Origin of the sequence: Sphingobacterium tenebrionis (assembly GCF_037126265.1) — a bacterium.
Lineage (GTDB): Bacteria > Bacteroidota > Bacteroidia > Sphingobacteriales > Sphingobacteriaceae > Sphingobacterium > Sphingobacterium tenebrionis.
Genome location: NZ_JAYLLN010000001.1, coordinates 94,825 through 108,445 on the forward strand (window position 1 = coordinate 94,825; position 13,621 = coordinate 108,445).

Annotated in this window: 9 protein-coding genes; 4 read left to right on the forward strand and 5 right to left on the reverse strand. The window is 37.2% G+C overall.

Annotated elements, in window-relative coordinates; all coding sequences use genetic code 11:
* Nucleotides 1–138 precede the first annotated feature (138 nt).
* The 3 genes from VJ786_RS00455 to VJ786_RS00465 all read left to right on the forward strand — a co-directional run bounded on the left by VJ786_RS00455 (nt 139) and on the right by VJ786_RS00465 (nt 6,595).
* Nucleotides 139–999: a FecR family protein gene (locus tag VJ786_RS00455; RefSeq protein ID WP_336556995.1), complete on the forward strand. Its 861-nt coding sequence runs from the start codon at nt 139–141 to the stop codon at nt 997–999.
* A gap of 204 nt (nt 1,000–1,203) precedes the next feature.
* A complete protein-coding gene (locus VJ786_RS00460) occupies nt 1,204–4,602 on the forward strand; it encodes a TonB-dependent receptor (RefSeq protein WP_336556996.1) in 3,399 nt (1,132 codons plus the stop codon).
* A 10-nt stretch (nt 4,603–4,612) separates the two neighbouring features.
* Nucleotides 4,613–6,595 carry a RagB/SusD family nutrient uptake outer membrane protein gene (locus VJ786_RS00465; protein ID WP_336556997.1) on the forward strand — a complete coding sequence of 661 codons (1,983 nt, stop codon included), beginning with the start codon at nt 4,613–4,615 and terminating at the stop codon, nt 6,593–6,595.
* A gap of 858 nt (nt 6,596–7,453) precedes the next feature.
* On the opposite strand, the gene VJ786_RS00470 is transcribed toward VJ786_RS00465, so the two are convergent.
* Both VJ786_RS00470 and VJ786_RS00475 read right to left on the reverse strand, forming a co-directional pair.
* On the reverse strand, nt 7,454–7,882 hold the full coding sequence (locus tag VJ786_RS00470) for a virulence RhuM family protein (protein ID WP_336556998.1): 429 nt from the start codon (nt 7,880–7,882) through the stop codon (nt 7,454–7,456).
* A gap of 121 nt (nt 7,883–8,003) precedes the next feature.
* On the reverse strand, nt 8,004–8,165 hold the full coding sequence (locus VJ786_RS00475) for a hypothetical protein (protein WP_336556999.1): 162 nt from the start codon (nt 8,163–8,165) through the stop codon (nt 8,004–8,006).
* Nucleotides 8,166–8,789: 624 nt separating this feature from the next.
* Between VJ786_RS00475 and VJ786_RS00480 the strand changes: the two genes are divergently transcribed.
* The gene (locus tag VJ786_RS00480; protein ID WP_437129002.1) at nt 8,790–11,759 is read left to right on the forward strand and encodes a TOTE conflict system archaeo-eukaryotic primase domain-containing protein; all 2,970 of its coding nucleotides are present in this window, start codon (nt 8,790–8,792) and stop codon (nt 11,757–11,759) included.
* On the opposite strand, the gene VJ786_RS00485 is transcribed toward VJ786_RS00480, so the two are convergent.
* The 3 genes from VJ786_RS00485 to VJ786_RS00495 form a co-directional block, all read right to left on the reverse strand.
* Complete coding sequence (locus VJ786_RS00485) at nt 11,749–12,090, reverse strand: IPT/TIG domain-containing protein (RefSeq protein ID WP_336557001.1); 342 nt, start codon at nt 12,088–12,090, stop codon at nt 11,749–11,751. The two genes, VJ786_RS00480 and VJ786_RS00485, sit on opposite strands and share 11 nt — an antisense overlap.
* 310 nt (nt 12,091–12,400) lie before the next feature.
* Nucleotides 12,401–12,583, reverse strand: a complete 183-nt coding sequence (locus VJ786_RS00490; RefSeq protein ID WP_336557002.1) for a hypothetical protein — start codon at nt 12,581–12,583, stop codon at nt 12,401–12,403.
* A gap of 124 nt (nt 12,584–12,707) precedes the next feature.
* The gene (locus VJ786_RS00495) at nt 12,708–13,604 is read right to left on the reverse strand and encodes a BT_3044 domain-containing protein (RefSeq protein WP_336557003.1); all 897 of its coding nucleotides are present in this window, start codon (nt 13,602–13,604) and stop codon (nt 12,708–12,710) included.
* Nucleotides 13,605–13,621: the final 17 nt, after the last annotated feature.

A 13,621-nucleotide genomic window follows, 5' to 3' on the forward strand; every position in this document is an offset into this window, starting at 1 on the left:
ATTACGCAAAAGGAAGATATTGGAAATGAAATTCATGATCGAATTTTACATTCCATAGCACAGGATAAGCGAAGGAAACGAAATAAGCGTATCACGTTTATTGCCTTAGGCTGCACGATATTATTATTGGGCTTCTTTATGTATGCACATAAATTTAGCTTCCAAGATTCTATCGATATGTATCAGCCCCGGGAGTTTACTGCTGATTTCAATCAGGGAACCTATACTCAAAAAGATTTATTCTCTTCAAAATCCAATAAGTTAATATTAGACTCCAATAGTTCGCAAGCGATTTATCAGAATCAATCGAAAAACCTCACTGTATTAAATATTGCCAAACTGCAATTAAGCAATAAGGACATTTTAAATATTAAAACAGGAGTTGGGGGATTCTATAAAGTTGAGCTTCCAGACGGATCTATTGTAAATCTAAATTCTAAATCCAGCCTTAAATATCAGGCAAACTACATGGAGGATAGAAAACTCACATTATCTGGCGAAGCCTATTTTGAGGTGAAACCTCTCTTAGTAGCTAAAAAGAAAGCTCCCTTTCAAGTTCAAACCGAATTACAAACTATTGAAGTATTGGGTACTGCTTTTAATGTAAAAACAGGAAACAATAATGATGAAACGCTATTGTATGAAGGTCGAATAAACTTAAAAAACAAGAATGGAATTCTGAAAAAGCTGTTTCCCGGTGATTTAGCCAAAATAAACGAAGCAGATACAGAAGTTGTCAAATTAAATGATGGTGAAATGGAGGAATCATTAGCTTGGAAAGATGGCTATTTGTATTACAACAATCGAACATTAAAACATATTCTGGAAGATCTTCAGAAATACTATGATTTTGAATTCAATGGTAAAGATGTTCCTTCGGAATACTTCACCATTTATTTGGCTCGTGAAAAGAAATTACCTGAACTTCTACAACTCCTGGAAAAATCTGGAGATTTCAGTATGCAGTTAGCCAACAATATCATCAATTTCAAAAAATAATTTTTTTATTTAGGGTAACTACCCCTGTTGTACTCTTATAGGTATAAGGTAAATAAAACACCATTTTATAAATCCTAAAACCATTATAACGGTATGAACAAAAATTACCTAACATGCTTTCAGCATTTGAAAGAAATTGGCATGAAATCATTGCCAAGGATTTCAAAGGCTTCCAAGCTGACCCTAATTATTTCTTGCTTAGCCTTGCAAGGATTTGCAGTTAGTTTTGGACAAACTATTTCATTGAATCTAAAAAATGCAACAGTCAAACAAGCATTAACAGAGATTCGTAAGAAAAGCGGATATCAAATTGTTTACAAGGAATCCCTATTAAAAAACAAGAAGTTAATCAACCTAGTGCAGACCGAAATAACTGTTCAAGATGCCTTGAATAAAATTTTGGCGAACGAGAATGTTGCATATGAAGTCCGAGACAAGCTAATCCTTTTAAAACCAGCATCTGCAGAACAGAATATCGACCAACTCGTTGTAAGCAATGAAAGTAAGCAATATACGGCCACTGGTCGAGTTGTAGATAAAAACGGTGCTCCACTTCCGGGTGCAACTGTAACCGAAAAAGGCACTAATAATAAGACTTCCACTAATTTACAAGGAGAATTCTCATTAGTTGTTTCGAGTTCAAGAGCAATCTTAGAAGTTTCATCATTAGGCTATGCCACTTCAAGTGCAAGTATTACAGGTGCAAATATGACTATTACCATGTTAGAAATGCATAATGAAATGGAAGAGGTTATCGTGGTGGGTTATGGAACACAGAAAAAAGTAAATTTAACTGGAGCTGTATCCAGTATAGACAGCAAGGAATTAGAATCTAGACCTGTTCAAAATGTCGGTCAAGCACTTCAAGGTCTAGCTCCTGGACTTAATGTTCAGACTTCGGGATTGGGAGGTGAACTGAACCAAACCATGAATGTAAATATTCGTGGTACCGGTACGATTGGAGTAGGCTCCAGTTCTTCAGCCTTAGTCCTTATCGATGGTATGGAAGGCGATCTTAATGCTATTAACCCCAATGATATTGAAAACATTTCCATTCTAAAAGATGCAGCAGCATCTTCCATTTATGGATCTCGAGCACCTTTTGGAGTTATTCTAATCACCACTAAATCGGGTAAGCAGGGGAAAACAGTTGTGAACTATAACAATAACGTTAGACTCAGTAAACCAAGAGGATTACCAACAATGTTGGACTCTAAAACCTTTGCCTACTATTTCAATGAGGTAAAATCCAATGACGGAGAGTCAGCTGTTTTTGGACAAGATGTATTGGACCGTATTATTGCCTATCAAAATGGTGAAATTACGACAGTAAGTACTAAAGGTACAAACGGCCGCTGGCAATATTACGGTGGCTCAAACGCCAATACCAACTGGTTTGATGAGTTCTATCGTGACTACTCCCCTTCCCATGAGCATACATTAAGTGCCAATGGTGGAACAGAGAAATTACAATTCTATAGCTCGTTGAACTTTATGGATCAAAACGGTTTGAATAAGTATGCTAAAGATGACTTCAAACGTTACGCCTTTTCCAACAAAATCAATGTGAAATTACATGATAACATTGATCTTATGAGCAATACACGATTCGTTCGTGAGAATTATGATAAAGCAAGCCATATGAATGACCTTTATTACCATAATATCGCAAGAAGATGGCCCACAGTTCCTGTACGTGATGACAATGGATATTTCTCAGACCCTAGTGAACTAGCTCAATTAGTAGACGGAGGTCGCACAAATTCAGTAAAAGATTTACTTTACCAGCAACTACAATTAAATGTTCGACCTTTGGCCGGTTGGAATATTACCGGAAATGTTAATTACCGAATAATAAACAACAACGGTCATGGTGAAACTTTAAAAGCCTATGGTTATGATGCCGATGGTAATCCATATCCAGTTGCAGTAAGTTACAGTGCTGCAGGTTATACTGCTGTCTCTGAGAGCAACCGTAAAGATGAATATTTCTCGACCAATTTATTTACTGATTATTCTTTTCGCTTAACTGATGATCATCAATTCAAAGCTCTAGTAGGTTTCAACTCCGAACTAAATAAATATAGAACGCTGAACGGAAGTATGACTGATCTTATTTCAGATAACATTCCAACTCTTAATACCGCAACGCTAAATCCTTTGACCTCCGGTCAATATCAACATTGGGCAACGGCAGGGTTCTTCGGTAGATTGAATTATAACTATAAAGAGAAGTACCTGCTAGAAGTAAACGGACGTTACGATGGTTCCTCCAGATTTCCAAGAGATTTACGTTGGAATTTATTCCCTTCTTTCTCGGCAGGTTGGAACATCGCCAATGAAGATTTCTGGAAATGGAAAGATCAAGTATCTATGTTCAAACTAAGAGGCTCTTATGGTGAGTTGGGCAATCAATATACCGACAATTGGTATCCGTTCTATTCTATTATGCCGTTTGCAGTGAATGGAGGTTCATGGTTACTGAATGGTCAAAAGACCAACACGTCCAGTGCTCCAGGTCTAATTGCCAGTAGTTTAACTTGGGAGCGTATCAGCAGTTGGAATATTGGACTTGACTTACAAGCTATAAACAACAAACTTGGATTGACTTTCGAAGTGTTCCAGCGAAACACATTCAATATGATTGGACCAGCACCTGAACTACCAGTTATTTTAGGCACTGAAGTCCCTCGAATCAACAACTCGGAAATGAACTCCAAAGGATTTGAATTAGAATTAACTTGGAAGGATAAAATTGGTGATTTCAATTATAACATTAGAGGCGTTCTTTCTGATGATAGACAAACTGTAACCAAATACCCTAACTTAACAGGCAACTTGAATAATTGGTACAATGGTCGCCGCGTTGGAGAAATCTGGGGATATACAACCATAGGCATTGCCAAAACTCAAGAGGAAATGGATGCCCATTTAGCTGCTAGTAAGCAAAGTTTTGCTAGTAAATGGCAAGCAGGTGATATCATGTATGCTGACTTAAACGGCGATGGAAATATCTCTGCTGGATCAAACAGATTAGACGAACATGGTGATATAAGCATTATTGGAAATAGTCAACTTCGCTACCGTTATAGTCTGGATTTATCAGGAAATTATAAAGGATTTGATTTCCGTGTGTTCTTCCAGGGTGTTGGCAAAAGAGATTATATGCCAAATGGTCCATATTTCTGGGGAGCTAATGGAGGCATGTGGCAATCTGCCGGATTCCAAGAAAATATGGACTTCTTCCGTGACGAAAACTCTTTGATGGTTCAAAATGGAATCTTAGGTGTAAACACCGATTCCTATTTACCAAGACCATATTTCAACACGACTAAAAACCAATACACACAAACCAGATACCTTCAAAATGGTGCTTATTTGAGATTAAAAAATGCCCAAATTGGTTATTCTTTAAATCATGCATCTCTTAGTCGTATCGGTGTATCCAAGGTTCGATTCTATTTATCGGGTGAAAATCTATTGACATTTACAAAAATGGCCAAGGTATTTGACCCAGAGTCCGTAGGCTTAGGCGGATGGAATGATGGTAAAACCTATCCATTCTCAACCATTTATTCATTTGGTTTAAACATCAATTTCTAATCTAGCAAACATGAAAAACAAGTTCAACAAAATACTGAGCATGCTTGCCCTAGGCAGTTTATTCTTCACTAGCTGTGATGACTTCTTAGATCGCGCGCCGCTCTCCAATATTACACCTTCTGATTACTTAAATACAGAGGCTGATTTAGCTACATATACCATCTCCAAATACAACTTCCCTACACATGGGGGTTGGGGTGTTGGAACATTCGCCAATGATAATCACACTGATAATCAAATGACCAGTTCCTATGCTACACGTTGGGTTCCAGGAGAATGGAAAGTTCCCACTGCCGGTGGTGATTATGAATTCGGAAGAATTCGTGATCTTAACTATTTCATCGAACAGGTCGTTCCAAAATGGAAAGCAAACAAACTATCTGGTGTTGCCGGAAATATTGAACATTATATCGGCGAATCCTACTTTTTACGTGCATATGAATATTTCAATAAAGTACAAGCATTGGGTGATTTTCCAATCATAAAAACTACCCTTAAAGATGAGTTAGGTGAATTAGTTGGAGCTTCAGTGAGACAACCACGAAATATGGTTTCCAGATTTATTCTTTCGGATTTAGATTCAGCCATCACCCTATTGAAATCGACATCTCCGAATGCTCAAAATAGGCTAAATAAAAATGCAGCTTATTTATTCAAATCGCGAGTAGCATTATATGAAGCAACTTGGTTATTGTACCATAGGAATACGGCATTGGTTCCAGGATCAGCTAATTGGCCCGGAAAGAAATCCCACCCTACATTTACCTTAAACTTGGATACAGAAATAGATTTCTTTTTAACACAGGCTATGGAAGCAGCAGAAAAAGTAGCTGATGCTGTGCCTTTGGTTAATAACACGAAGGATAATGGATATAATTCTTCAGCAAACCCATATTTCAACATGTTCAATGACATGGATATGAACAAGTATGGTGAAGTTCTCCTTTGGAGAAGCTATTCTGCAGCCTTAAATGTTTCTCATAATGTAAACCATTACATGAACACTAATGGTGGAAATACGGGATATACACGTAGTTTGGTAGAAAGCTTTACGATGTCCAATGGATTACCAATTTATGCAACCGGCTCTGGTTATCATGGTGATGATTCCATTTCTATAGTGAAAGCAGATCGTGACAACAGGTTACAGATTTTCATGAAAGGGCCTCGTGAATTACGCTTTACCGACAAAAACAACACGACTGGCGGACCGATGTTAGAAGGCTATCCTGATATCGTAGGGCTTGCAGAAACCCGTTACGTCACTGGTTATGCGCTTAAAAAAGGAATGAGTTATTTATCTGGTCAGGCAGAAGGTTCTGCAGGAACCACCGGTTCTATCGTCTTCCGTGCCGTAGAAGCTTACTTAAATTATATCGAAGCAAGTTATTTAAAAAATAAGTCTTTAAATGCAAAAGCATTGGATTATTGGCAGCGAATCCGGACACGTGCAGGTGTTAATTCGGACGTTCAAATCACGATTAATAACACAAATATGCAGGAAGAAGCCAAACGAGATTTTGCAGCATACAGTGCAGGCAATATCCTTACCGATAAAACCTTGTTCAATATCCGTAGAGAACGTCGTTTAGAGCTTATGTCAGAAGGCTTCCGTTATGCTGATTTAAAACGCTGGAGGGCTTTAGATCAGCTAAAGACAAACCCTGTCATTTTAGAGGGAATTAAAGTTTGGGGACCAATGCAAAAATGGTTTACCAATAAAGGTGTCTCCGTTTTAATAGAACCAAATACACCTGGTAAAACGGCAAATGTATCAGCAAAAAGCGAAAGCTCCTATTTAAGACCTTACCGTATAAATCTAAATGCAAACAACTTGGTTTTAAATGGCTATCGCTGGACAGAGGCACATTATTTAAGTCCAATAGCGTTTAACCATTTTACGATTACTTCTTCAGATGCCACACCAGGCAATTCAAGTTTATATCAAAACCCTGGTTGGCCAATTGTAGCGGATCAAGGAGCAATGCAATAGAGAAATTCCATAATTCAACCTACCAAAACCCTAACCATAGCAATTCCACCATATCGGAATTCGCTATGGTTTTATTATAGAAATCGTGTATATTTTATTACTGTAGCCAGTTAAATTTTAAAATGTTGTGGACGATGTCTACAAGTTAGCATCCAACAATTTTATACAATTGCTAGAACCAAACTCAAAGAAGGGAAATATAGGCGTTACAAAATTCAGTGCACAGTATAAAATCAATCGTCATAAAGAATTAAATAATAAGCAAAAAACAATTGGTTTAACTAGAACTTCTTCTGAAAATATGAGATAAAGGAATAAAGAGGATCTGAATATGTATTAAAGATATAATCAGCAAAATTAAAGATATTAATAATTTATTTCGTCAACTTAGAGATTTTATTGTTTTAATTATCGTCTCAATCCTTTAATTTTTGAAAGTGCCCCTAGCTCTAGGTTACCATCTACTGTCTATAAATAAGAACAATTTGTCTGTTAACAAACGTTTAGGGCTTTCATCTATTTTCCGGCACCAATTGAGAAATTATTCCCGTAGAAACCCGACAATAAATATAATCAGGCAAAAAGGAAATACATTAATAGAGAGCGTACTAAATAATGAATTGCAGTACAATTGATTTTGATGTCAATAAAAAATTCTCCAATCTCATAATAATGATATGAAAAATTCTTTTAACATGATAACACAAAGTTTCTTATTCCTCACTAGAATGGAGAACTTTCCGCTGTAATATTATTTTTTGAACATAGAAATAGAGCATTATCTTTAGAAAAAAACCTAAATTTTAATCGTTAGCTTTAAATGACGGTCAGATGAGACTGGATTCTTTACATGAAAATTTAAATTAAATAAAGTTTCAAAATCAAACCAACACTTTTGATTGAATACCCTTTTAGTAGATAGTCCTTCAGTTTTTGGTTTGTCCATTTTCTAAACTCGACACTGACAGGAGATTTCACTCTGTATCCTATTGAAATAATGACATCCAAGTTATAGACAGGCACTTTTCTGGATACCTCCCTTTCACCTTCCTTTTGAACTTGGCGGAATTCCCGCCAAGTTGAAGCTTTATCCAGCTCCCCCTCTTCATAGATATTCTTAATGTGATCCCCGATAGTCCTCCGTGCCTTGCCAAACAGCTCTATGATCTGTTGTTCGGTCGCCCATACTGTATCTTGGCCAGCATCTAAAACAACCTGAAATTCCGTTTGCCCACCTTGAGGCATGAAAACAACTATTTCAGTATCTTTGATTTCTTCCAAATTCATATTTTCCAAATGACTTCACATACTTTTTTCAAATATACCCAAATACCCAAGAAACGAGCAAAGCCGAACATCCGTCCGGCTTTGCTCGTTAAACCGATTTAACCCAAATTGATAAAAACAACTATTTTTTGAGTTTTTCCTCTAATTTTGCAATTCTCTTAAATTGAAGATCTATTATTTGATCGTTTTTTGCCACAAGGCTTTTCAAAAGCTCATTGTCGTCTCTTAATTGGTTGATTTCTGATTTAAATCCATTCAATTCCTTTTCCTTAAATTCTTTCAAAGATTCATTTTCATACACAATCAATAATAATGTGATAATTAACAAAAACTTGAAATGATTTAATGCTTTAAAAAGCTTGGAAATCGGATTAATGATAAATGGAAATACTAAAGTAGTGGTTTTAGTTATAATTGATAGTAGAAAATAGAACCCCCAAAAGAACCGCATATTAATAAAAGGGTATTAATTGTCATTGTTAAGCCATGTTTTATATCACCCTAAGGGCTACAGATCTTCAGATCAAAACATACAAAAAGCCTGCAAATCAAATGATTGCAATCTTTTTTGTTTTTCAGTGCCTACAAAGCTTTCAACTATTCCCAATAAATTTGATTTGTAACACATTCAAGTCAGTTGAAGATCTTGATTTCATTTTACTGCAAGGCTAACTTTGTTACACTTAAATGATCAAATCATGAGTAAAAATTATTGTTTGCTCTTCTACCTGAAAAAACCAAAAAACTACACCTCTGGTCCTAAACCGATCATAAGGAACAATTACCCAAAAACAACGCTTGACATCAAATCTCAATAGTCACTTTGAATAAACGAAAGTGGTCCAGATTATTAATTTTTTTAAGATGTATATTCCAATTCATTATCTTAATACCAAAATAAAAACAAGTGGAATTCACTAACGAGGACATAATCTATCTTCTCAACCTTTTTAAAGGCCGTGAAGACATATTTGCTTTACGATGGGAGAATGGAAATAAAAGCGGGTACATGCCAGCCTATAGCTATGATCCATACCATTATCGACTCCATAAGGCTAATGGCGGTACTTTTCAAAGCTATGCCCACAAAAGCTACCTGCCATTGTCAGAAATAGAAATTACGAAACATCTTAACGGCCTTCAACAGATCGGAATTTACCCACTGTTGCAAGATAACACTTCTTGGTTTTTAGTAGCTGACTTCGATAAATCCGATTGGCAACAACATGCTTTGAAAATTCTCGAATTATGTACAGCCAAAAATATCCCTGCTTATCTCGAACGTTCCCGTTCTGGCAATGGCGCACATGTCTGGATTTTCTTTGAAAGCCCTTATCCAGCAGCCAAAAGTCGTAAGTTATTTATGCATATCTTGGAAAGATGCGGTGCATTCTCGCCATTTGATAAAAGCTCCAGCTTTGACCGTCTGTTTCCAAATCAAGATTACCTGTCTGGCAAAGGTTTAGGAAATCTAATTGCAATGCCCTTATTTTCACCTGCTGTACAGAATGGCAACAGTTCCTTTATCGATTCCAAAACGATGGATCCATTTCCTGATCAAATCGCATATTTAAAAGAAATTAAAAGAGTCAATTTTGATTACCTAGAGGAGATGTTCAATCAAACAGGAGGAAGTAAAGAAAGCTATGTACCCGTTGTTGATGGAAAACTTAAAATCGCCCTGAGCAATTCGATCCGTATAAATAGTCACGCTATACCATTTGTACTCATCAATTTTTTGAAGGAGCAACTTAATTTTGCTAATTCAGCCTTTTTCATTAAGAAAAAGTCAGGGAGAAGCACTTTTGAAACACCTAGGTTCTTTAAATTGATTGATGAAATCGAAAATGAAATCCTTATCCCAAGAGGGTTTATCGGGAAATTGCTTCGTTTCTGTAGAGAATCACAGGTAACACATGACTTTGTTGATAATAGACGTGAGCTACCGCCAATCCAATTTTCTTTTAATGCCGCATTACGAAAGCATCAGATCAATGCTGTCTCCGCAGTAGAAAAAAAGGATTTCGGAGTAATCGTCGCACCGCCAGGAACAGGAAAAACTGTTATCGGTCTGAAAATTATTGCAGACAAACAACAACCTGCCCTTATTGTCGTGCATCGTAAGCAATTATTGGATCAATGGGTGGAGCGTATCGAGTCATTCCTAGGGATACCGAAGAAAGAAATTGGGTTTATAGGCCAGGGAAAAGCAAAATTGGGTGCAAGTACAATAACCGTTGCAACGATACAAAGTCTTCCAAAACATATCGAAATCATTCAGGACAAATTTGGCACAATCCTGATCGACGAATGCCATCATATTCCAGCGGAATCTTACCGTACCACTGTCGGAAAACTAAACAGTGTTTATTGCTACGGTCTCACAGCGACTCCTTTTCGGAAATATAATGATGATAAATTGATTTTCACCTATCTCGGTGATATCATTACGGAAATCCGACCAGAGGAAATTGAAGATTACAAAAGTGAAAATATCATCGTCCGGAATACCACACTCCATGTTCCCTATAATTCTAAAACCGACAGTTTCGAAACACTTTCCCAAATTCTAATTCATGATACAGCAAGAAACAGATTAATAGTAGACGATGTATCCGCCGAGTTATACCAAGGAAAAAAGGCAGTTATAATTACCGAAAGAAAAGAACATATCGAGACGCTGAATCTATGGCTAAAATCAAATTATGAAACCATAACGCTCAGCGGATATGATTCAGACAGTAGTAAGAAAGCGAAATGGAAAACATTGTCAGAAGGGAATTTTCAAGTATTGATTACGACAGGTCAGTACTTTGGCGAAGGTTCGGATATTCAGCATATCAGCACGCTGTTCTTGGCCTACCCCTTTGCTTTCCATGGAAAATTGATTCAATACATTGGTCGGGTGCAGCGATCCGAGATCAATCCAACTATATACGACTATCGGGATGTGAAGATCGATTATCTAGACAAGATGTTTCTAAAACGGAATATCTATTATCGTAAAATCACCAAACAAGCTACACTTTTTGATGATCCAACGATGGATTACCAGTCTCAAATAGGTCATTTATTAACCTTAGAAAAAAGTACCAAGAGACCCATTGAGGATCTATCGTTTCATTATGGCCATGTGGTCTTCACTTATAAAGTAGAAGAGATGCATACGGTTTTGGAATTTCAAATCGAAAATTTGGAGATTAGGCCTGAGTTTGAGGTATTAAAACCTTACTTTATCAAGGTACTGAAATCTAAAAACATCAACGTTCAGTTAAACGCTGAATTTGAATACGGAAAACTGGTAGCTCAAATCGCTACTTCCGAAGATATAGAACGAATAAATAAAGAAATTGTGGAAGGTGTAAAATTCCAGTTTCTGAACAAGGGACTATTAAGTAAGCTACCTTTTCAAAAGCAAAATATATTGACCTCGGACCAGTTGCAAAATGGCGAGACAGTATACGCAAATGCCGAAGAATTACTGTCTGAAATCCTTAAAGTACGAAAATACAAGCATTCTCGACAAGTTCAATTCTTAGCCGATCAACACCTGAGCAGTATTATGAAGATTAGGTTCGTGCTTAGTCCCTTTGCATTTGTATTTCTACTATCGGGAGACAGCCAATACCACATCATCCTTGAAACCCTAGATACGGAGGAGGCGACTTATATCTGGCACACAGATAAAAACAAAACTGTGTTGGAAGACGCTGTTGCGATGATAGATAAAGATCTCCAGATTATTCGTGAAAAAGGTAGACAGATGTTCTTAGAAAACCATATTCCCGAAAGATTTAGCCGTATCCTTCATGATTACAGCGACCCAGGTAGAGGTTTTATCCTCTGGAAAGCATTTTTGGAAGAGGTCATTCACTGAGAGACAAACTTCCATTACCGGCTACCGTACTGACTTGGGCCTGGGTATAATAGTTGAATTTCTCTTGGTACTCGATGGTATCTGTGCCTACGACAACAGTAATCTTCGGGTTTTCTCCCGGTAGAAGGGGTACAATGGCATAGATCCGGCTTCCTGTGCTGGAAACGACTGAAGCTTTGGCATTGTTGAAGAACACCCTGATTTTGGAAGTGTCGGTTCCAAAGTTCTCCCCGTCCAAGAGGATTTTTGATCTGGCCCCTCCTTCAAGGGGATAGAAGGAGCTCAAAACGACCGGTTTACTGGGGTCGTAGTCCCTCTTTTTTATCTCCATGTCTTTTTTACATGCTGCAAACAGCAGGAAAAGTGACATGGACAAACCTAAAAGTTTAATGGTTTTCATTAGTTTGACAGTTAAAATATAGTTTAATTAATTTCATATTTCATCTGTTTTTAAGGAAGCATTAGAAATTTTCTTGGGGTTTGAGAAACTTCTCGTTGGAGCAATTTTTGTTGTTGCTGAGTTTAGATATGCTTTTTTTGCCATAAAAACGTAGCAAAACTAAAAAACACTCCTCTTTTATACGGTTAGAGGGGAATTATAATATCGTTAAAGTTGTATTAACTAATAGGAAATATTTAGTTTAATCGTGGTCATCCACTTTATTTGGATTTGGAGGGAGGGGATTGGTATCTTTTTCTGGCCGTTTCCCTGTATTGTCTTCCACGTTGGTTTTCTTTTCGTCTGGAGTGGGGAATTTCTTGTTTTTATCCGTTTCCTTTATTTGTTCTGTTTCTCTGTTTGGATCTTTTTCCTGTTTGCTCATGATAGTTTTTATTTTAGAACAAAAGGGGGAAGGGAAAGTTCAAAAAAAAAGCGACCCTTGCATTGCCCCCAAAAAGTTAGACACTTTCTGGGGGCACTCTACCTCGGGTCGCTTTTTTTATTATTTAATTGGTGATTTCCATCCGGAGCTCCTCTTGCATGTGGATTGTTTTTTTATTGTAGGTATACTCATAACTCAAGAGAAATACATGGAATTTTCTTCCATAAATCTCCTCTAAAGTATAAGTGTTAGGATATCTACTGTCTCCATCCAACTGTTTCATCTGAAGATCTTTAAAGGGTTTGATGGTTACTTTTTTATCTTCGCCCACCTCTAAAACCATGGAAGTTTTATTGATGTGCTCCAGATTGTTTTCAAAGGCCTCCGTTCCGGTAATTAGTCTTACCGAGTTTTTGGTAAGAGGGAACATTTTTTTGTTTCCTGCAGTAACTAATTCATTTGCTGCTCCGGTCATGCTGTAAAGGGAGTTTGTCGCCTGGGACGCATAATCATTCCTTATCTGGATCTGGTATAGAATAGTGTTCTTCTTTGTGTTAAGTTCCACTCCAGGGGTTTCCGTAGCTTTTAGGGAAATAAAATAAGTAGAATCAGGAGAAAGTCCATCTGCATGTAATTTAACCATGGTTCTTCCGGTACGTTCGCCAGCATTGATCTGGATCTTATAATCTTCTATCACATATTTATCGCGGGGAAGAAGCTTTGCATAGAGTTTTTCATCTGCATCATAAAGAGCTCTATTGTAATTATCCAAGGCAGCTTTGTCTTCCTCCAATTGGATGACCATATTGCTTGCCGGAACATCTGTACCGCCAGAGGAAGCTGCGATATACCCGGTATATTCCTCACCGGTTAAAGGGACTACTTCCTGAAAAGTATTATGGTAACTGCTGCTGATCAAGGCCACCACATTTTTATACATTTCCTTTTCAAAAATCTCGTTGTCCTTGCATGAAGTCAGCACCAAGGGAAGTGCCAACATCGCTATATATTTACGTTTCATGTTGCTCTATTTTAAAT